17 protein-coding genes are annotated in these 19438 nt (G+C 73.5%); 5 read left to right on the forward strand and 12 right to left on the reverse strand.

Annotated elements, in window-relative coordinates; all coding sequences use genetic code 11:
- Positions 1 to 11: 11 nt before the first annotated feature.
- Entirely contained in the window at positions 12 to 1403 is a 1392-nt protein-coding gene (locus ACRB68_RS22080; protein WP_153535532.1) for a sensor histidine kinase, read from the reverse strand.
- Between the two features lie 647 nt (positions 1404 to 2050).
- On the opposite strand from ACRB68_RS22080, the gene ACRB68_RS22085 reads away from it, so the two are divergent.
- Positions 2051 to 3352: a serine/threonine-protein kinase gene (locus tag ACRB68_RS22085; RefSeq protein WP_194293409.1), complete on the forward strand. Its 1302-nt coding sequence runs from the start codon at positions 2051 to 2053 to the stop codon at positions 3350 to 3352.
- 5 nt (positions 3353 to 3357) lie between these two features.
- Here the strand turns inward: ACRB68_RS22085 and ACRB68_RS22090 are convergent, their stop codons facing one another.
- Complete coding sequence (locus tag ACRB68_RS22090; protein ID WP_153535536.1) at positions 3358 to 4473, reverse strand: PP2C family protein-serine/threonine phosphatase; 1116 nt, start codon at positions 4471 to 4473, stop codon at positions 3358 to 3360.
- A gap of 129 nt (positions 4474 to 4602) precedes the next feature.
- On the opposite strand from ACRB68_RS22090, the gene ACRB68_RS22095 reads away from it, so the two are divergent.
- Complete coding sequence (locus ACRB68_RS22095; protein ID WP_153535538.1) at positions 4603 to 4797, forward strand: hypothetical protein; 195 nt, start codon at positions 4603 to 4605, stop codon at positions 4795 to 4797.
- 10 nt (positions 4798 to 4807) lie between these two features.
- Here ACRB68_RS22095 and ACRB68_RS22100 read toward each other — a convergent pair whose 3' ends face one another.
- The 8 genes from ACRB68_RS22100 to ACRB68_RS22135 form a co-directional block, all read right to left on the reverse strand.
- Entirely contained in the window at positions 4808 to 5284 is a 477-nt protein-coding gene (locus ACRB68_RS22100) for a ribose-5-phosphate isomerase (RefSeq protein WP_153535540.1), read from the reverse strand.
- A 42-nt stretch (positions 5285 to 5326) separates the two neighbouring features.
- On the reverse strand, positions 5327 to 6286 hold the full coding sequence (locus ACRB68_RS40260; RefSeq protein ID WP_194293410.1) for a hypothetical protein: 960 nt from the start codon (positions 6284 to 6286) through the stop codon (positions 5327 to 5329).
- A 43-nt stretch (positions 6287 to 6329) separates the two neighbouring features.
- Positions 6330 to 7268, reverse strand: coding sequence for an ATP-binding protein (locus ACRB68_RS22110; RefSeq protein WP_328594575.1), 939 nt, complete (start codon positions 7266 to 7268; stop codon positions 6330 to 6332).
- 111 nt (positions 7269 to 7379) lie between these two features.
- Entirely contained in the window at positions 7380 to 8153 is a 774-nt protein-coding gene (locus tag ACRB68_RS22115) for an energy-coupling factor ABC transporter ATP-binding protein (RefSeq protein WP_328594576.1), read from the reverse strand.
- On the reverse strand, positions 8150 to 8914 hold the full coding sequence (gene cbiQ / locus ACRB68_RS22120; protein ID WP_328594577.1) for a cobalt ECF transporter T component CbiQ: 765 nt from the start codon (positions 8912 to 8914) through the stop codon (positions 8150 to 8152). The genes ACRB68_RS22115 and cbiQ overlap by 4 nt, the downstream gene beginning before the upstream one ends.
- A complete protein-coding gene (locus ACRB68_RS22125) occupies positions 8915 to 9220 on the reverse strand; it encodes a PDGLE domain-containing protein (protein ID WP_153535546.1) in 306 nt (101 codons plus the stop codon).
- 1 nt (position 9221) lies between these two features.
- A complete protein-coding gene (locus ACRB68_RS22130; RefSeq protein ID WP_328594578.1) occupies positions 9222 to 9917 on the reverse strand; it encodes an energy-coupling factor ABC transporter permease in 696 nt (231 codons plus the stop codon).
- A 95-nt stretch (positions 9918 to 10012) separates the two neighbouring features.
- Positions 10013 to 10627 (reverse strand): mycothiol-dependent nitroreductase Rv2466c family protein, encoded by a 615-nt coding sequence (locus ACRB68_RS22135; RefSeq protein WP_153535548.1) that lies wholly within the window; start codon positions 10625 to 10627, stop codon positions 10013 to 10015.
- 184 nt (positions 10628 to 10811) lie between these two features.
- Here ACRB68_RS22135 and pepN point away from each other — a divergent pair, with 184 nt between their 5' ends.
- Positions 10812 to 13346 carry an aminopeptidase N gene (pepN, locus tag ACRB68_RS22140; RefSeq protein ID WP_328594579.1) on the forward strand — a complete coding sequence of 845 codons (2535 nt, stop codon included), beginning with the start codon at positions 10812 to 10814 and terminating at the stop codon, positions 13344 to 13346.
- 92 nt (positions 13347 to 13438) lie between these two features.
- Positions 13439 to 14443, forward strand: a complete 1005-nt coding sequence (locus ACRB68_RS22145) for a hypothetical protein (RefSeq protein WP_328594580.1) — start codon at positions 13439 to 13441, stop codon at positions 14441 to 14443.
- Between the two features lie 2 nt (positions 14444 to 14445).
- Here ACRB68_RS22145 and malQ read toward each other — a convergent pair whose 3' ends face one another.
- Positions 14446 to 16533: a 4-alpha-glucanotransferase gene (gene malQ / locus ACRB68_RS22150; RefSeq protein ID WP_328594582.1), complete on the reverse strand. Its 2088-nt coding sequence runs from the start codon at positions 16531 to 16533 to the stop codon at positions 14446 to 14448.
- Between the two features lie 69 nt (positions 16534 to 16602).
- A complete protein-coding gene (locus ACRB68_RS22155; protein WP_328594583.1) occupies positions 16603 to 18033 on the reverse strand; it encodes an amidase in 1431 nt (476 codons plus the stop codon).
- A gap of 226 nt (positions 18034 to 18259) precedes the next feature.
- Here ACRB68_RS22155 and ACRB68_RS22160 point away from each other — a divergent pair, with 226 nt between their 5' ends.
- Positions 18260 to 19084 carry a nuclease-related domain-containing protein gene (locus ACRB68_RS22160; protein WP_153535554.1) on the forward strand — a complete coding sequence of 275 codons (825 nt, stop codon included), beginning with the start codon at positions 18260 to 18262 and terminating at the stop codon, positions 19082 to 19084.
- The last annotated feature ends 354 nt before the right edge of the window (positions 19085 to 19438 follow it).

The following is a 19438-nucleotide window of genomic DNA, read 5'->3' on the forward strand; positions in this document are numbered from 1 at the left end:
CCTGGCAGGCCTCAGCCGGTCCGCCGCTCGTCGCAGGCCCGCTCCAGCAGCGGCAGCCGCAGCACCAGCCGGGCGCCCTGCGGGCTGTCCTCGGCGACCAGCGTGCCGCCGTGCGCGGTGGCCAGGTCCCGGGAGATCGGCAGGCCGAGGCCGCTGCCGCCGCGGTCGCGCTTGCGGCCCTCGGCGAGCCGCTGGAACCGCTTGAAGACCAGCTCGCGGTCCTCGGGCGGGATGCCCGATCCGTCGTCGGTGACCGTCAGCACCGCCTGCCCGTCCACGACCGAGATCCTCACCGCGACGTGGGTGCGGGTGTGCCGTTCGGCGTTGTCCAGCAGGTTCGTCAGGATCTGCTCCAGATGCGCGGGGTTGGCCGAGACCACCGCGCCGTCGACCGTCTCCACCTTGACCGGGACGCGCCGGCCGCGCCGGGCGATCTCGGCCCGGGCCAGCTCGCCGAGGTCCACCGGCTCGCGCTCGATCGGCACCCCCGCGTCCAGCCGGGCCATGATCAGCAGGTCGCCGACCAGCCGCTGCAGCCGGTCGGCGTCGTTCAGCGCGGCGCGCGCGACGGCCGGCCAGTCCTCGTCCGCGGGGTGCTCCAGGGCCAGCTCCAGCTGGATCCGCAGCGCCGTCAGCGGGCTGCGCAGCTCGTGCGAGATGTCGGCGACGAACACCCGGTACCGCTCGACGACGGCCTCCAGCCGGCGCAGCGTCACGTTCACCGACTCGGCGAGCCCGGCGACCTCGTCGTCGCTGTCGGGCACGGTGACCCGGCGGTGCTGCTCCCCGCCGGTGATCTCGGCCAGCTCGGCGCGCATCCGCCGGACCGGCCGCAGCGCCCGCTGCACGGCGTGCCACACCGTCCACGCGATCAGGACGGTCGTCACCGGCACCATCAGCACCAGCGCGATGACGAAGTAGGTCTTGGTCTCCTTGGCGACGGGCATCGGCGCCCCCGCGTACACCACCCGCCAGCCCTGCGGCGTGTGCGCCCAGGCGCCGATCACGTACAGCTTCGCGCTGAAGCCGGGCCGGTAGGTGATCTCGGTGATCCGCTCGTCGTGGGCCGCGGGCCGCCGGGCGAGCAGCGGCGGGCGGTGCTCCATCGTGTCGCTGGCGGCCACCACCCGGCCCTGCTCGTCCACGACCTGCAGCAGGGAGAAGCCGTCCCCGGCGGGGACGAGCCGCGGATGCCCGCCGGACCGTTCGGTGTCGGTGATGAGCCGCTGCACCGCCTGGCCGCCGTGGGTCGCGAGCCGCTCGTCCACCGCCCAGATGAGCGTCGCGTAGAGGCCGAGCACGCCGGCCACCATGAGGAGCCCGGCGATGACGGTGGCGGCCGCGGTCACCCGGGCGCCGAGCGACCAGCGCGAGGGGGGCCAGCGCACCGTGCGACCCGTCATTGCGGCGCCCTCCCCCCGGTTCGGCGTGGCACGGAACCGTGCGTTCCATCGCTGGGGGGTGAACGATCACTAGAGCTGGTTGTTACCTGCCCATTGCAAAGCGAAACATAGGGCGGCGAATCGGCAGAACCCTCCGGCGCCGCTCGCGGCGGGGCGGAAAAGATCGCCGGTGACCGGGACGGGCCGTGCCGTCGCCGCCCCGGTCACCGCGCGGCCCCCGCCGTAAGAGCGCCCCGAACGGCGAGGGAGACCTGACCGGCCCCGCCCGGCGGGCGACCGAGGGGGCCGGTCGAGCCGGGAGGAACCCACGGGGATATTCAAGCGAACATTCCCTACTAAGTCAACAGGTTTTATAGAGAACCGATCGGCCGATGCCCGCGCGGACGGCGCCTCCCACCCCTGGGGTGCCGTCCGCGCGGGCATCGCCTTCGGTGCCGCCGACCGCCGCGGGCCCGTGCCGAGGAGGGTCACGAGGGCCCGGAACCGATCGCCGAACTGGTCCTTACTCTGCCCTGACCATGTGCACGGGGGGCTACATCAAGGTGACGTTCACGTTTCCGGCAAGAAAGACCAAGTCAGGAACCATATTTCGCCATCGAACGGGAAGGGGGGCGCCTGAGCTTCACGGAGGGGTGAACAGGAACGCCATGAATCGCCACCAGACCACAGATCTGCGCCCGCTGGAGAGCACCGACCCCGAGCAGGTGGGCGGCTACCCGCTGCTCGGCCGGATCGGCGCCGGCGGCATGGGCACCGTCTTCCTCGGCCGCGACCCCGACTCGGGCGAGCGGGTGGCGGTGAAGACCATCCATCCGCACCTGGCCGGGAACGCCGCCTTCCGGGAGCGGTTCCGCGACGAGGCGGTGCTGGCCGGGCGCGTCGCCTCGTTCTGCACCGCGCGGGTCGTCGCGCACGGCGACGAGGAGGACCGCCCCTACATCGTCAGCGAGTACGTCGGCGGCATGTCGCTGCAGAACCGGATCGACCAGAGCGGCCCGCTCCCGGCCGCCGAGCTGCACGGCGTGGCGGTGAGCGTGGCGTCCGCGCTCGCCGCGATCCACGCCGCCGGCCTGGTGCACCACGACCTCAAGCCCGCCAACGTCATGCTGACGCTGTCGGGCTGCCGGGTGATCGACTTCGGCATCGCCCGCACCCAGGGCTCCCCCGGCACGATGACCACCACCGGCTCGGTGCTCGGCACGCCCGGCTGGATGCCGCCGGAGGTGATCGCCGGCGGCGCCGCCTCGCCCGCCGCCGACATGTTCGGCTGGGGCTGCCTGGTCGCCTACGCCGGGACCGGGCGGCTGCCGTTCGGCGCCGGCGCCGCCTCGGCCGTCGCGCTGCGGGTGATGGGCGAGGAGCCCGACCTGTCCGGGCTGCCGGAATCGCTGCTGCCGGCGGTCCGGGCGGCGCTGTCCAAGGACCCGGCCGAGCGGCCCACCGCGTCCGCGCTGCTGCTCTCCCTGGTCAACCAGACCGACCCGGGCGCGGTCGAGCCGGACCTGCCCGCGTCCCCCTCCGGCACCGAGGGACCCGAGACCCAGGCCCTCGGCCTGCTCCGGCGCGCCGGGGCCGGGACGACGCTGCGGGCACGGCTGGCCGCCGGGGCCGGCGTCGCCGCCGCGACGGTCCTGGCGAGCGGCCTGCTCCTCGGGCTGACCGGCGACGAGGGCGGCACCGCGGGGACGGCCGGCGCCGCCGTCCTGCCGCCCCGGCAGGAGCCCGCCCCCGCCGCGCCGGCCAAGCCCGTAGCCGAGCCTGTCGGGCGGCACGCCGCGCGGCCCGCCGCGGTCCGCGGGGACGCTCCCGCCCCCGGCTCCAGGCCGCCCGCCGATCACGGCAAGCGGAAGGGCGAGCAGAAGAAGAAGGAGGAGCACAAGGGCGGGCACCAGGACCACAAGAAGCCCAAGAAGGACAAGAAGGAAAAGAAGCAGGGCAAGCGCGGTTAGCCGCGTCAGGTGCGCCAGATCAGCACGAGCGCGCAGTCGTCGTCGCGGGCGGCGGCCATCGTCTCGACCAGCTCCTTGGCGCCCTTGCGGAACCCGTGCGGGACGAGCCGTTCGGCCTCGCCGAGCAGCCCGTCGATGCCCTCGTCCAGATCACGGCCCGGCGACTCCACCAGCCCGTCGGTGTACAGCAGCAGCGCGTCGCCGGGGAGCAGCACGCCCCGCTCCGGCGTGCACTCCATCTCCTTCACCACGCCGAGCACGACGCCCTGGGCCGCGCTGACCTGCCACTTGCCGGTGCCGGCGTCGAACTGCACCGCCGGCGGATGGCCGGCCGACTCCACCGTGTACGCGCCCGAGCGCAGGTCGACCACCACGTGCACGGCGGTGACGAAGCCCTCGTCCCAGCGCTGCCGGTGCAGGTAGCGGTTGCAGGCGGGCAGGAAAAGGTCGGTTTGGAGCGATCCAAGCAGGCCGCCGAAGGCGCCCGACAGCATCAGCGCGCGGGTGCCGGCGTCCACCCCCTTGCCCGACACGTCGACCAGCGCGACCTCCAGCGTGTCGCCGTCGCAGACCGAGACCACGAAGTCGCCGCCGAACGAGGACCCGCCCGCCTGCAGCATCACCACCTGCGCGTCCCAGCCGGCCGGCAGGTCGGGCAGCTGCCCCTGGCGGCGCAGCCGGTCGCGCAGCTCCAGCAGCATCGAGTCGCCGCGCAGCCCCTGCACGCCGAGCTGCTGGCGGGTGCGGGCGAGCGTGATCGCCAGCAGCGCCGTGACGGCCAGCGTGGCGATCATGCCGGGGCCGACCGCGTCGGTGTCGTGCCAGGCGTTGTAGGCGACCATCACCGCGACCACGCCGAGCAGCACGCAGAGCGCGCGCACCCGCAGCAGCAGGCCGCCGCCGACCACCGTCAGCACGATGGCGCCCGACGGCGCCCACGCCCGCGACTCGGGGGCGACCAGGCCGAGGGCGACCGTCAGCACCGCCAGCCCGGCGAACACGTAGCGGTCGCGGCTCAGCCCGCCGCGCCGCAGCCACCCGTAGAGGGCGACCAGGGCCGGGATCCGGCGCAGGAACACGCGGACCCTCAGCGGCAGCAGATGGACGAGTCGTTGCAGCATGACTCACGCACTGTACCGAGCAACCGCCCCGCCCGGCCGGGTTCCGCGCCAGGGCCGGCCGTTGCAACGGTCCAAGAAGGCACCGGGACGCCATTCCCTCCGGGCCCGCCGTGGTGTCCAATGGGGGGCATGGGCCAGCCGGGAATGCGGATCACGGTGGACGCGGCGATGCGGGCGCGCGATGTGTCACGCCCGAGACCGGACGGCGAGCCGGAGCCGCCGCCCGTCCCGGCCAAGGGCGCCGAGGCCGGGCGGCGCAGCAGGGCGGCCAAGAACGAGCGCCGCCGCCTCGGCAAGCGCAGCGCCCCGAAGCCCGAGGCCTAGAACCCGCCGGTCAGCTCTCGCGCGGCAGCGGCGGCAGCTCGCCGGTCTGCTCGTACGCGCTCAGCATCCGGATGCGGCGGGTGTGCCGCGGCTCCTTGGAGTAGGCGGTGTTCAGGAACAGCTCGACGTAGCGCGTCGCGGTCTCGGTGTCGTACTGGCGGGCGCCGAGGCTGATGATGTTGGCGTCGTTGTGCTCGCGGGCCAGCACCGCGGTGTCCTCGCTGAACACCAGCGCGGCCCGGGCGCCCTTGATCTTGTTCGCCGCGATCGCCTCGCCGTTGCCCGAGCCGCCGATGACGATGCCGAGGCTGCCGGGCTCGGCCACGGTGCGCTCGGCCGCGCGCAGCACGAACGGCGGGTAGTCGTCGACGCCGTCATAGACGAAGGCGCCGCAGTCGACGGGCTCGTGACCGTTCGCCTTCAGCCAGGAGACCAGGTGCTCCTTCAGCTCGAAGCCGGCATGGTCGCATCCAAGAAACACGCGCATGCGCTGATTCTCGCAGGTGCGCGGGACCGCCCGTCCGCGGGGTCACCTCGGCGGCGGCAGCGTCCCCTCGCCGTGGGCCTTGCCGTCCTTGCGCCCAGGCTCGTCGACCTGGGTCTCGGGCTCCGGCCCGGTCTCGGCCCCGGCTTCCGGAGCGGGCTCGGATCCGGGCTCCGGCGCGGGCTCCGGCGCGGGCTCCGGCGCGGGCTCCGGCGCGGGCTCCGGCTCGGGCGCCGGCTCAGCGGCCGGCTCGGGCGCCGGTTCGGCGGCCGGCTCGGCGGCCGACGCGGGCGCCGGTTCCGGTATCGGCTCGGGCGTCGGCACCGGCGCCGGGCCGGGCGGCGGCGCGGCGCCCCAGGCCGCCGCCGGCGCGACGGCCTGGGCGGGCGGCACGTACGGGACGGCGGCGGGGTGGTGGGCCGGCAGCTGCCCGGGCACCGTCCCGGCCGGCGCCGGCGCGCCCGGCGCGGCGCCATCGCGGGGCCGGGTCACCATGTAGGCGATCAGCGCGCCGGACCCGGCGGCCCAGCCGAGCAGGAAGCCGAAGCCGAGCCCCTGCGCGGCGTGGTTCCACACCAGCGACACGCTCAGCGAGGACGGGTAGTGCTCGCCCGCGATCGTCTTCAGCAGCAGGCCGCGCAGCAGGCCGACCGCGCCGCCCGCCACGATCGTCGCCCACCAGGCGGTCGTCAGCGCGCCGAACACGCCGTTGCGGGCGTCCAGCGCCCGGGCGCCGAGCGCCGCGAGCAGCCCGGCCGCGGCGATGAACAGCACGAGGCAGAAGTCCACCGCCAGCAGCGTCGGAACGCCGGGTCTGGCGTAGCCCGGAGTGATCCGCCACGCGGGGAACTCCAGCCAGTTCAGCGGCACCCGGAAGGAGCTGCGGTAACCGAGGTCGCTGCGCATGACCGCGTCGGCGAGCCACTGGTTGCCGAACAGCAGCGCGAGCAGTACCAGTGGGACCGCCGTGCCGATACCGATTCCGAGCACTCGCCGCAGCGTCATGCGGGGCAGGGTAATGGAGCGCGAACCGGCCGGGAAGGCCGGTTCAGGCCACCGGGAAGCGGAAGCCGGGGTCGACCTGCCGCTCCAGGTCCTCGCCGGTCGCGCGGTTGGCCCAGCTGCGCGCGTTCTTGACGTGGAACTCCACCGCCTGGCGCTGGTACTTGTCCCAGTCCTTCGGGCGGGCGTCCACCGCCGCCAGCATCCGGTCCAGCGCCGCGGCGTTGGCCTCCTCCAGGCGGGCGCCCTGGCGGCCCTGCTCGGCGGCGCGCACGGCGGCGGACTGGCCGACCCAGGTGAGCAGGTCGCCGCCGACGTGCTCGCGCAGGTAGGCGACGTCGTCCTCGCTCTGCACCTTGTTGCCGACGACGGCGATGGCCACGTCGTAGTCGCGGGCGTAGTCGGTGTACTGGCGGTACACGCCGACGCCCTTGCGGGTCGGCTCGGCGACCAGGAACATCAGGTCGAACCGGGTGAACAGCCCGGAGGCGAAGGTGTCAGCGCCCGCGGTCATGTCGACGACGACGTACTCGCCGGGGCCGTCCACCAGGTGGTTGAGGTAGAGCTCCACCGCGCCGGTCTTGGAGTGGTAGCAGGCGACGCCGAGGTCCTCGTCGTTGAACGGGCCGGTGGCGAGCAGGGTGACGCCGTCGACGTCCTGGGCGAGGGCGTGCACCGGGTCGTCGCCGCGCGGCCGCAGCAGCCGCGAGCCCTGCCCCGGCGGGGTGGTCTTCACCATGGACTGGGCGGAGGCGATGCGCGGGTTGGCGCCGCGCAGCCACTCCTTGATCTCCAGCAGGTGGTCGCCCAGCGCGGGGACCTTGGCGGCGCGGTCCTCCTCCAGCCCGAGGGCGACGCCGAGGTGCTGGTTGATGTCGGCGTCGACGGCCACCACCGGCAGCCCCCGCGCGGCCAGGTGCCGGACGAACAGCGAGGACAGGGTGGTCTTGCCGCTGCCGCCCTTGCCCACGAACGCGATTTTCACGAATGCCCCCGATTCGGATATGAAAACCATTGCCACTATCAGGTACGGCAGTCTTCACCCGGGGCGGGCGGGTCGCAAGCGCAATCCCAGAAAGGGCGGGGAAAGTCCTGGTCAGCGGGCGCGGGCGGCGGCCACCGGGTCGAACCCGAACGGCAGCTCCAGCCGGTGCTCGCGCAGCAGCGCGTCGTCGGCCAGCAGCTCCAGGGTCGGCGCGTCGGCGGCGATCACCCCGCCGGACAGGATCAGCGAGCGCGGGCACAGCTCGGCCGCGTACGGCAGGTCGTGGGTGACCATCAGCACGGTCACCTCCAGGCCGAGCAGGATCTCGGCGAGCTCGCGCCGGCTGGCCGGGTCCAGGTTGGACGACGGCTCGTCCAGCACCAGGATCTCCGGCTCCATCGCCAGCACGGTCGCGACCGCGACCCGGCGGCGCTGCCCGAAGCTGAGGTGCTGCGGCGGCCGGTCGGCCACGTGCAGCATGCCGACGCGCTCCAGCGCGTCGGCGACCCGGCGCTCCAGCTCGGCGCCGCGCAGGCCGAGGTTGGCCGGGCCGAACGCGACGTCCTCGCGCACGGTCGGCATGAACAGCTGGTCGTCGGGGTCCTGGAAGACGATGCCGACGCGGCGCCGCACCTCGCGCAGCGCCTTCTTGTCCTTGGGGTCCACCGCCAGGCCGCCGACGCGCACGGTGCCGAGGCCGCCGTGCAGGATGCCGTTCAGGTGCAGCACGAGGGTCGTCTTGCCGGCTCCGTTCGGGCCGAGCAGCGCGACCCGCTCCCCCTTGCCGATGACGGCGTTCACGCCGTACAGGGCCTGGGTGCCGTCGGGATAGGCGTAGGCGAGGCCGCTGACCTCGAGCGAAGGGTTCCCGGTGGTCTCGATCACGGCATCATCCAAGCAGCAGCGGTGACCAGGGCCGCCGCGAGCGGCAGCGCGGCGGCGGCCGTCCACTGCGCGGTGGTCGCGCCGACCTCGTGCAAGACCGGCATCCGGCCGTCGTAGCCCCGGCTGACCATCGCCAGGTGCACCCGCTCGCCGCGCTCGTAGGAGCGCAGGAACAGCGCGCCGACCGACCGGGCGAGCACGCCGGTGGCGCGGATGTCGCGGGCCTCGAAGCCGCGCGCGGCGCGGGCCACCTTCATCCGGTTCAGCTCGGCCGTCACCACGTCGCCGTAGCGCAGCATGAACGCGGCGATCTGGGTGATCAGCTGCGGCATCCGCAGCCGCTCGACGCCGAGCAGCAGCAGCCGCGGCTCGGTCGTGGCGGCCAGCAGGATGGAGGCGACGACGCCGAGGGTGCCCTTGGCCAGGATGTTCCAGGCGCCCCACAGACCGCTCTGGCTGAGGTGCACGCCGAGAACGGCGACCTTCTCCCCCTCGGCGACGAACGGCATCAGGAACGCGAACGCCACGAACGGCAGCTCGATCACGATCCGCCGCAGCACCATCAGCGGGTTCAGCCGGGCCGCCACGACGACGACGGCGAGCAGCGCCGCGTAGGCGCCGAACGCCCAGAACCGTTCGCGGGGAGTGGCCACCACCAGCAGCACGAACGCCAGCACCGCGACGAGCTTGCACTGCGGCGGCAGCCGGTGCACCACCGACGCGCCCGGCACGTAGAGCCGGTGGGCGTGCCCAGCGCCCACCTAGGAGTCCCGCTCAGGACCGCGACGGCGCACGACCCAGAACAGGCCCCCGCCGATCAGCAGCACCACACCGACACCGATCGCACCGGACAGCCCGCCCGAAAGCCGCGCGTCGCCGATGCCCTTGATGCCGTAGTCGGCGAGCGGCGAGTCCTTCATCGAGTGGTCCTTGGCGTGGGCGTCGATGCCCTTGTCCGCCGCGACCTTCTCCAGGCCGTCGGGACTGCTGCTCGCGTAGTAGCTGACGAACCCCGCCAGCACCAGCGAGACCAGCAGGAAGACGGCGAAGAAACGCTTGGTCCTCATGTCACACCCTCACCGGCTCGTCGTGCAGTTCCAGGGCCTTGACCATGCCGCGGGCGCCGTACACCAGGTCCGGCCGGACGGCCAGCACGCTGGACACCGTCACCGCGGTGATCAGCGCCTCGCCGATGCCGATCAGCACGTGCACGCCGACCATCGCGGCGGCGACCTTGCCCACCGACACGTCGGCGGTGCCGCCGGCCGCGTAGATCAGCGTGAACACCAGCGCCGAGCAGGGCACCGAGACGACGGCGCCGCCGAACGCGGCCGCCGTGGCCGAGGCGCGCGTCTTCGGCAGCACCCGCAGCAGCAGCCGGAACACCCCGTAGCCCACCACGACGGTGACCAGCGCCATGGTGATGATGTTCACCCCGAGCGCGGTGATGCCGCCGTCGGCGAACAGCAGCGCCTGCACGAGCAGCACCACCGCGACGCACAGCACGCCCGTGTAGGGCCCGACCAGGATCGCCGCGAGCGCGCCGCCGAGCAGATGCCCGCTCGTCCCGGAGGCGACCGGGAAGTTCAGCATCTGCGCGGCGAACACGAACGCGGCGGTGAGGCCGGCGAGCGGCGCCGTCCGGTCGTCCAGCTCCCGCCGCGCCCCGCGCAGCGCCACCGCCACCCCGGCGACGGCCACCGCCCCCGCCGCGATCGACACCGGGGCGTCGATGAATCCGTCCGGCACGTGCACGTCGTCCACCGTCCTAGCTGCTCACATCGGTCACCCCAGTGTGACGGCACCCAACACGCACTTGCAAGCCAGTCGCAATTAGCCCCGGCCCGCCGCCGGGCCGATCAGGTGAAGATCGGGTCGCGGGTGCGGGTGCGCTTGAGCTCGAAGAAGCCGTCCACCGACGCCGCCGCGACGACGCCGTCGAACAGCTTCAGGGCCTGGTCGCCGCGCGGGATCGGGGTGATGACCGGGCCGAAGAACGCCGAGCCCTCCACCTCGATGACCGGGGTGCCGACCTCTTCGCCGACGCGGTCGATGCCGTCCTTGTGCGAGGCGCGCACGGCCTCGTCGTAGTCGGTGGAGTCGGCGGCGGCCGCGAGGTCGGGGTCCAGGCCGGCGGCGGTGAGCGCCTCCCGGTACATCTCCGGGCCGAACTCGGCCCTGTCGTGGTGGCGGCGGGTGCCGATCTCGGTGTAGAGGCGGCCGAGCACCTCGGGGCCGTACTTCTGCTCGGCGGCGATGCAGATGCGCACCGGCCCCCAGCCCTCCTTGATCATCTTGCGGTAGTTCTCCGGGACGTCCTTGTCCTCGTTGAGGACCGACAGGCTCATCACGTGCCAGTGCACGTCGAGCGCCCGGTGCTGCCCGACCTCGTGGATCCACCGCGAGGTGATCCAGGCCCACGGGCAGAGGGGGTCGAACCAGAAGTCCACTCGCTGGGGGGTGTCCTGGGACAAGATGAGCCTCCTGAGCGCAGATCGATGCTTACCTGCGGCAACCTTCTCGGCCGGCCGCCCATTCCCGGCGCTCCACCCCGATATGTGAAGTTCATCGGGAACCTAGGCCGTGCCACGCGGGACGGGAGGGCGGCCGGTTGGTAGACATGGGGGAAACCAGGAAAGTGACGATCAAGGAGTCCTTGTGGCAGGCAACCTCACGCGCGACGAGGCGCGGGAACGGGCCCGGCTGCTGACCGTGGAGTCGTACGCGGTCGAGCTGGACCTCACCACGGGGGCGGAGCGCTTCGGCTCCACCACCGTGATCAAGTTCGGCTGCGCGGAGCCGGGCGCCTCGACCTTCGCCGACCTGCACGGCGGCGTGGTGCACGAGGTGACGCTGAACGGCACCGCGCTCGACCCGGCGGGCTACGACGCCGAGAAGGGCCGCATCCCGCTGCCCGGGCTCGCCGCCGACAACGAGCTGCGCGTGGTGGCCGAGGCGACCTACTCCCGTTCCGGGGAGGGCCTGCACCGGTTCGTGGACCCGGTCGACCAGAGCGTGTACCTGTACACGCAGTTCGAGACGGCCGACGCGCACCGGATGTACACCTGCTTCGACCAGCCCGACCTCAAGGCGGCCTTCGAGCTGACCGTCACCGCGCCCGAGGGCTGGGAGGTGATCACCAACGAGGCCGCCGACTCGGCCGAGGGCGGCGTCTGGCACTTCCCGCCCACGCCGAAGATCTCCACCTACATCACCGCGCTCGTCGCCGGCCCGTACCACGTGGTGCGCGACGAGTACCGGCGCGCCGACGGCTCGGTCATCCCGCTCGGGGTGTTCTGCCGCGCCTCGCTCGGCGAGTTCCTGGACGCGGACGCCGTCATCGACGTCACCCGCCAGGGTTTCGCGTTCTTCGAGGAGGTCTTCGACCAGCGCTACCCGTTCGCCAAGTACGACCAGCTGTTCGTGCCGGAGTTCAACGCGGGCGCGATGGAGAACGCCGGCTGCGTGACGTTCCTGGAGGACTACGTCTTCCGGTCGCGGGTCACCGACGCGGCCTACGAGCGGCGCGCCGAGACGATCCTGCACGAGATGGCGCACATGTGGTTCGGCGACCTGGTCACCATGCGCTGGTGGGACGACCTGTGGCTGAACGAGTCGTTCGCGACGTACATGAGCGTCCTCTGCCAGGCCGAGGCGACCAAGTGGACCGGGTCGTGGACGACGTTCGCCAACCTGATGAAGGCGTGGGCGTACCGGCAGGACCAGCTGCCGTCCACGCACCCGATCTCGGCGGACATCCCCGACATCCGCGCCGTCGAGGTGAACTTCGACGGCATCACCTACGCCAAGGGCGCCAGCGTGCTGAAGCAGCTGGTGGCCTATGTCGGCCGGGACAACTTCCTGGAGGGCGTCCGGCGCTACTTCCGCGAGCACGCGTGGGGCAACACGGTGCTGCAGGACCTGCTCGGGCCGCTGGAGAAGACCTCGGGCCGCGACCTGGCGTCCTGGTCGCGCGAGTGGCTGGAGACCGCGGGCGTCAACACCCTGCGCCCGGTCTACGAGGTGGACGGCGAGGGGAACTTCACCTCGTTCGCCGTGCTGCAGGAGGCCAGGGCCGACCACCCGACGCTGCGTTCGCACCGCGTCGCGATCGGCCTGTACGACCGCACGCCCGAGGGCATCGTGCGGCGCGAGCGGATCGAGCTGGACGTGGTCGGCGCCCGCACCGAGGTGCCCGAGCTGGCCGGCCGCAAGCGTCCCGACCTGGTGCTGGTCAACGACGACGACCTCACCTACGCCAAGGTCCGCCTGGACGAGCACTCGCTGGCCACGCTGGTCGAGGGCATCGGCGACATCCGCGAGGGCCTGCCGCGCGCCCTGTGCTGGTCGGCGGCCTGGGACATGACCCGCGACGCCGAGATGGCCACCCGCGACTACGTGAAGCTGGTGGTGCGCGGCATCCGCGGCGTCACCGACATCTCGGTCACGCAGACGCTGCTGCGGCAGGCCCGCACGGCCGTGCAGCAGTACGCCGACCCGTCCTGGCGCACCGAGGGCCTCGGCCTGATGGCGGACGCGCTGTACGACCTGGCGCGCGAGGCCGAGCCCGGCTCGGACCTGCAGCTGGCCTACCTGCAGGCGTTCACCGCCGCCGCGGTGTCCAAGGAGCACCTGGCCTACATCGCCGGGCTGCTGGACGGCTCGCAGGTGCTGGAGGGCCTCACCGTCGACACCGACCTGCGCTGGTCGCTGCTGCGCCGCCTGGTGGTGACGGGCGAGGCCGGGGAGGACCGCGTCGACGCCGAGCTGCGCCGCGACCCGACCGCCGCGGGCGAGCGGCAGGCCGCCGGCGCCAAGGCCGCGATCCCGACGGCCGCGGCCAAGGCCGCGGCGTGGGAGCGGATCGTCTCCGGCGAGCTGCCGAACGCGGTGTACCGCGCCACCTTCGGCGGGTTCGTCGAGCCCGACCAGGCGGAGCTGCTCGTCCCCTACGTGGACCGCTACTTCGCCGAGGTCGGCCGGGTCTGGAAGGAGTGGAGCAGCGACATGTCGCAGACGTTCGCCGAGGTCGCCTACCCCTTCCTGGTGATCGAGCAGTCCACGATCGACCGGACCGAGGCCTACATCGCCGAGAACGACCCGCCCGCGGCGCTGGTCCGGCTGCTGTCGGAGGGCCGTGACGGCGTGGCGCGCGCGCTGCGCGCCCGCGCCAAGGACGCGTCGGCGTCCTGAGCCCGCCGCCGCCCCGCGCCTCCTGCGGGAGGCGCGGGGCGGTTCCGGCCCGGGTGGCATGATCTGTCTCCCCGGATGGAAGGCTGATCTTTGTGGAGACGGCGCGGGACGTTCTGACCGAGCTGGCCCGGCGGCACGCGTTCGGGGACCTGGAGGCGCTGGTCGCCGGCCTGGACCCCGGATCGCCGGCGCTGGCGCTCTGCGCGTTCGGGCAGCGGGTGCTGGACCTGGACGCCGAGGACTTCGGCATGCCCGAGGCCGTCGGGGAGGTCCCCAAGGACCTGCTGGACCGGGCCCGCGCGAGCCGGATGCCGCAGGCGCCCCGCGAGCAGCCGCGCGGGGCGCTGGCCAGCCTGCGCCCCGCGTACGCGCTGCTGCTGGAGGTCATCGAGATCCGCTGGCGGCGGCGCGAGATGGCCGCGCTGGTCGCCGCGGTGCACATCGCCAGCGAGTACCTGGCGCTGCTGGCCTGGGAGCCGGTCCTCGGCCACGCCGGCGACCCGGCGCTGATCGGCCGCGCGACGACCGGCGAGGGCAGCCGGTTCGGCGTCCCGATCGAGCCCGGCGCCGAGCGCATGTGCGACCACACCCGGCCCGAGCGCTCGGCCTGCGAGCGCGCGCTGCGCGTGGCGGCCGAGCCGCCGCCGGGCTGGCGCGCCTACCTGGACCGCCAGCACAGCCAGGTCGCGCAGGCCCTCGGCGACTGCGCGGCGCGCTGCCGCACCCCCTGCACGGTGATGACGCGGCTGGACGACGACGTCCGCGCCGACCTGACGAGCCGCTGCAAGCTCGCCGCCGACTTCACCGACAGCGCCGTCGTCCGGCTGCGGCACGCCGCGCCGGTCGGGCACGGCTTCGGGGTGCCCTCGCCCGAGGAGGTCGAGGTCGCCTGGGCCCGCGCCCGCGCCTCCCTGCGCCACCACCCGCTCGGCCGCAAGGCGCTCGCGGGCACGGACTCGACCACGGGCGACGAGGACTATCCCCTGCCGGGGCTGCCCGCGCTGTTCTCCGCGATCGCCGCCACCGAGATCGTCCCGGACACGCTGCTGCACGAGGTCGGCGTCCGGACCGCCCGCGCGCTGCAGGACCAGCCGTAGGACTAGCGGCCGAACCCGTCGGAGTCGGCCGCCGGCACGTCGTCGCGGAACGGCGCGAGGGCCGCGTGCAGGTACGGGTCGTCCGGCAGGTCCTCCAGCAGGATCGGCCGGCCGCCGGGCCCGGCGAGCGGGACGCGCCAGTTGGGGTACTCGTCGATGGTGCCGGGCTGGTTCTGGGTGCGCCGCTCCCCCGCCGCGTCGGTCAGCGAGACGCCGATCAGCCGGGCCGGGGAGCGCCGCAGCAGGCCGTGCAGGGCCGCGACGACCTCGGCGTCGTGCTCGTCGGACCCGGCCCGCAGCGCCGCCAGGACCGTGGCGGGCGAGGTGGTGAGCAACGCCTCGTCGCGCAGCAGCGCGAGCCAGGCGGCGAGCTGCTCGCGCTGCTCGTCCGTCTCGACCGCAGCCGGCCGGGTGAGCAGGCCGAGCCGCTCGCGCAGCGCGATGTGGTCGCCGTGCAGGATGCCGGTGATGGGCGGCATGTCGTGGGTGCCGACAGTGGCCAGCGACAGCTCGCGCCAGTGCTCGGGCGGCTTCGGCCGCCCCTTGGCGTCGCGCTCGAACCACAGCAGCGAGGTGCCGAGGACGGCGCGTTCGGCGAGCGCGTCGCGGAAGTGGGCCTCGACGGTGCCGAGGTCCTCGCCGACGACGACCGCGCCGGCCTGCTCCGCCTCGGTGGTGAGGATCGCCAGCAGCGCCTCGCTGTCGTAGCCGACATAGGTCCCCTCGGCGGGCGAACCGCCCTCGGGGACCCACCACAGCCGCGACAGCTGCATGGCGTGGTCGAGCCGCAGCCCGCCGCCGTAGCGGAACGCGGTGGCCACCATGGCGCGGTAGGGGCCGTACTCGGCGTCCGCGAGGCGCTGCGGGTGCCAGGGCGGCTGGCCCCAGTCCTGGCCGCGCTGGTTGAACTCGTCCGGCGGCGCCCCGACGCTGATGCCGGGGGCGAACAGGTCGCGGTGCGCCCACTCGTCGGCACTGCCGCCGCGCACCCCGACCGCCAGGTCGTGCATGATGCCGATCGGCATGCCGGCGTCCTTGGCGGCACGCTGGGCGGCCGTGAGCTGCCCGTCCAGCAGCCACTGCAGCCAGGCGTGGAAGCCGACCCGGTCTGCCAGCCGGTCGCGTGCGGCGGCGACGGCCGGGCCGTGCGCGTCCTGCAGCTCGGCGGGCCAGGCCCGCCAGTCGGCGCCGTGCTCCTCGGCGAGGGCGCACCAGGTCGCGAACAGCGCCAGCGGTTCGCCCTGCTCGGCCAGGAACGCCCGGTAGGAGGCCTCCCGGGCCGCGGTGCGCGGCAGCCGGTGGAGCATCTCCAGCGCGGTCTTCTTGGCGGTCCAGGAGCCGTCGCGGTCCAGCGGCGCGGCGCTCACGTCGGTGTCGCGCTGCAGCCGCCCGAGCCCGGCGATCCGGTCGCGCTCGTCGGGGTCGGCCGCCGCGAACTCCGGGACGTCCTCCACCCGCAGGTAGAGAGGGCTGGCGAAGCGGCGGCTCAGCGGTGAGTACGGGGAGGCCGTGATGGGCGGCGAGGGCTCCGCCGCGTGCAGCGGGTTGATCAGCAGGAAGCCGGCGCCGAGGTCGCGGCCGCTCCAGGTCGCCAGGTCGGCCAGGTCCCGCAGGTCGCCCAGCCCCCACGAGCCACGGGAACGCACCGAATAGAGCTGTGCTGTCAGACCCCATGTCCTCGGTGCTGGGGCGAGGGACTTCGGCGCGACGAGCAGCGCGGCGCTCTCCGCGCGCGCGCCGCGCCGGGCGCTGATCCGGTGCCAGCCGATGGGCACGTCCGGGGGGAGCGCCTTCCCGGACACTTCCAGGACACGGTCGTCGGCCAGGTCGAGTGTCGCGTCCCCGGGGAGGCAGGAGTCGTCCGCGCCCTGCCGGCAGACGACGACGGGCGGCAGCAGCCGCCTGCCCGCCTCCGCCAGCCGGGCCGTCTCGTCGCGGATCGCCGCCCGCGACGAGACGTCCACCCCGAGGGCCGTCAGCACGGCGCGCAGCGTGTCCGGCGCGACCTCGACGTCCTTGCCCTGCCAGTCCTCATAGTGCGTCGCCACGCGGTACGCGCGGGCCAGATCGCTCAGTTCGTCGTCCACCACGCCTGCACCCATCCCCGGATCAGGGGGGTCGAAATCCCGGCCCGCCCGCACCGGGGGCGAAGGGCCAGGTCAGGCGTCCCAGATGTCCGGCTTGCGGTCGATCCAGGGGCGCGCCTCCTCCAGTTGCGCCGACAGTGAGATCAGCGTGCCCTCGCCGCCGAGCCGGCCCGCCAGCATGACGCCGATCGGCAGGCCGTCCCGCGTCCAGTGCAGCGGCACGTTGACGGCGGGCTGCCCGGAGATGTTGTAGGCGGCGGCGAAGGGGGTGAACAGCGTCTGGCGGCGGAAGTTCTCCGGCGGCTCCTGGTCGTGGAAGTGGCCGATCGGCGCCGGGGGCTGGGCGAGCGTCGGGTGCAGGATCGCGTCGAACTCCTCCATCACCGGGAACGCGGCGCGCAGCGCGCCCTGCAGCGCCGCGTGCGCCCTGATCAGCTGCGGCGCCGTCGTCGCCTCGCCGCGCTCGCGCAGCCAGCGGGTGAGCGGCTGCAGCAGGTGCTCGCGGGCGGGGTCCACCGGCGTGAGCGTCGCCATGACGCCCCACAGCAGCTCGAAGTGCGGGACGATCTCCGGGCCGAACACCGGCGGCATGTCCACGACCTCGTGGCCGAGCTCGACCAGCAGCGCGGTGGCCTCCTCGTAGGCGGCCAGGCAGTCGGGGTGGACCTCGGCGCCCGGCACCGCCGGCGTGGCGCTCCGCCCGATCCGCAGCCGCCCGGGCGCGCGGTCGGCGTGCCGCAGGAACGTCTCGCCCGGCGCCAGGGGCGGGGCGGTGTACAGGTCGCCCGGCTTCGGGCCGGCCATCACGTCGAGCAGCAGCGCGGCGTCCCGGACGGTGCGCGCGATCGGCCCGCCGGTGGACAGGCCGAACAGGTCGGGCACCACCGGGCCCTGCGAGACGCGGCCCCGCGTCGGTTTGATCCCGAACAGGCCGCACACGCTGCTCGGGATGCGGATCGACCCGCCGCCGTCGCTGCCGTGCGCGACGGGCGCGAGGCCCGCCGCGACCGCGGCCGCCGCCCCGCCGCTGGAGCCGCCCGCCGACCGGGACAGGTCCCAGGGCGTTCGGGCCGGAGGGGCCACGGCGTTTTCCGTATAACAGGGCAGACCGAATTCGGGGGTGGAAGTCTTGCCGGTGAGGACAGATCCGGCTGACCGCAGCAGGACAACGACATTGTCATCGGCGAAACCGGTCAGATCACGATAAACCTCCGAGCCGAGCGTGACCGGGACGCCGTTCACCATGTTCAGGTCCTTGACCGGCACCGGCACGCCGAGCAGCGGCGGCAGTTCCGCCGGGTCGTCGGCCTCCAGCACCCGCCGCTCGGCCGCCTTGGCCTGCGCGCGCGCCAGGTCGGCCGTCACCGTCACATAGGCGCCGACCTGCGCGTTCAGGCGCTCGATGCGCTCCAGGTAATGATCGGCGATCTCGACCGGGGACAGTTCACGGGAACGGACCGCCGCGGCGAGCCGCATAGCCGTCAGGTCATGGGTATGTGTCACAGGGCGAAACGCTAGACGGCGCGGCCATGACCATCAAAGATGGCTTCAGGGGGCAGGCCGAGCGAGATGAGGTGAAAATCAACCTACCCGTTCACCAGCGCACCGAATCACCCAGGGACGGCGACAAAACTGTTGACCTGGCACGACTGGTCGCCGCCCGCCGAAGTGATTACTCTGCGCACGGAGGATCATGCTTCCGACGCGAAAGGAATACGGAGCGTCACTCATGGCGATCATGGAGCGGGGCGACACCCACCCGGACGCGCGTGGCCAGCCCGAACCCGAGACCGAGGCCGAACCCGTGAGCGAGACCGAGCCGGCGCGCGAACCCGGCGAACGGCGCGCCAGACCCTACGGCGAGCTGCTGGAGGACCCCAGGATGCGCCGCCGGCTGTGGCTGGCCGGAGTCGCGATCGCGATCGGCATCGTGATCACGATCATGTTCGGCCTCCGGTTCGGCGTCACCGCGGCGATCGTGGTGGTGATCGTGGACATCGTCCGCCGGTCCCGCCGCACCTCCAGCGTCACCGCCTGGCAGAAGTCCTCGGCGGCCGAGCGCCGCACCGAGCGCCAGCTGAGGTCGCTGGAGAAGAACGGCTACCGCGTGCTGCACGCCCGCGCCGTCCCGATGGACGACGAGGGGGTCAGCGACGGCCGGATCGACCACCTGGTCATCGGCCCGAGCGGCGTCTACGCCATCGACTCGGAGAACTGGGACAAGCGGCTGCCGGTGCGGACCATGTCGCACCGCAAGCTCTTCCACGGCCCCTTCAACAAGAAGGACCGGCTGGACGAGGCGCGGTGGGAGGCCGACCAGGCCAGCAAGATCATCGGCGGCCAGGTCGGCTTCGAGGTGCCGGTCCAGCCGTCGGTGGCGATCTACGGCCCGTCCATCCCGTGGAAGGTCATGCGGGTGCGCGACGTGGACGTCTACTCCGGCAACCGGGCCCGCGGCTACCTGCGCCGCCGGCCCAAGATCCTGACCGACGCCGACGTCGAACGGATCTACTCGGCGGCCGCGGAGGCCCTGCCGCCGAAGTACCCCGAGTAGGGCCGAACCCTGCGGGCGGTCCGGCCGGGCCGCCCGACCGGCTCAACGACGAGCCCCGACGACCGGGCCGTACCGGCCCCGGTGCCGAGGGGCACCCCGCACCGCCGTGCCGGGTGCCGCTCCGGTCCTTTGCCCGATGCGCCCCCGCCGCCGGGAAGCGCCGGGCACCGACGTGCGTTGATACCATCGGACGACGAACAGCCGGCACCACACGACCTCTGCTGAGCCGGCGGCAGCGCCGTGATCCGCCGCTGCCCTTCCCGTCCGCCGCGCACCGGCACGCCCGCCGTGCCACCGCGGCCCCGGCCCCCTCACGGGCCTACCATCGGCAGCACAGCACGTCACACGTTGGAG

It is taken from the genome of Actinomadura macrotermitis (assembly GCF_009604375.1).
GTDB classification, from domain to species: Bacteria; Actinomycetota; Actinomycetes; order Streptosporangiales; family Streptosporangiaceae; genus Spirillospora; species Spirillospora macrotermitis.

Coding starts and splice junctions, on each gene's coding strand:
- ACRB68_RS22085 (WP_194293409.1), top strand. CDS start 2,051: ATGAATCGCCACCAGACCACAGATCTGCGCCCGCTGGAGAGCACCGAC.
- ACRB68_RS22090 (WP_153535536.1), bottom strand. CDS start 4,473: ATGCTGCAACGACTCGTCCATCTGCTGCCGCTGAGGGTCCGCGTGTTC.
- ACRB68_RS22095 (WP_153535538.1), top strand. CDS start 4,603: ATGGGCCAGCCGGGAATGCGGATCACGGTGGACGCGGCGATGCGGGCG.
- ACRB68_RS22125 (WP_153535546.1), bottom strand. CDS start 9,220: ATGAGGACCAAGCGTTTCTTCGCCGTCTTCCTGCTGGTCTCGCTGGTG.
- ACRB68_RS40260 (WP_194293410.1), bottom strand. CDS start 6,286: ATGACGCTGCGGCGAGTGCTCGGAATCGGTATCGGCACGGCGGTCCCA.
- ACRB68_RS22100 (WP_153535540.1), bottom strand. CDS start 5,284: ATGCGCGTGTTTCTTGGATGCGACCATGCCGGCTTCGAGCTGAAGGAG.
- ACRB68_RS22080 (WP_153535532.1), bottom strand. CDS start 1,403: ATGACGGGTCGCACGGTGCGCTGGCCCCCCTCGCGCTGGTCGCTCGGC.
- ACRB68_RS22160 (WP_153535554.1), top strand. CDS start 18,260: ATGGCGATCATGGAGCGGGGCGACACCCACCCGGACGCGCGTGGCCAG.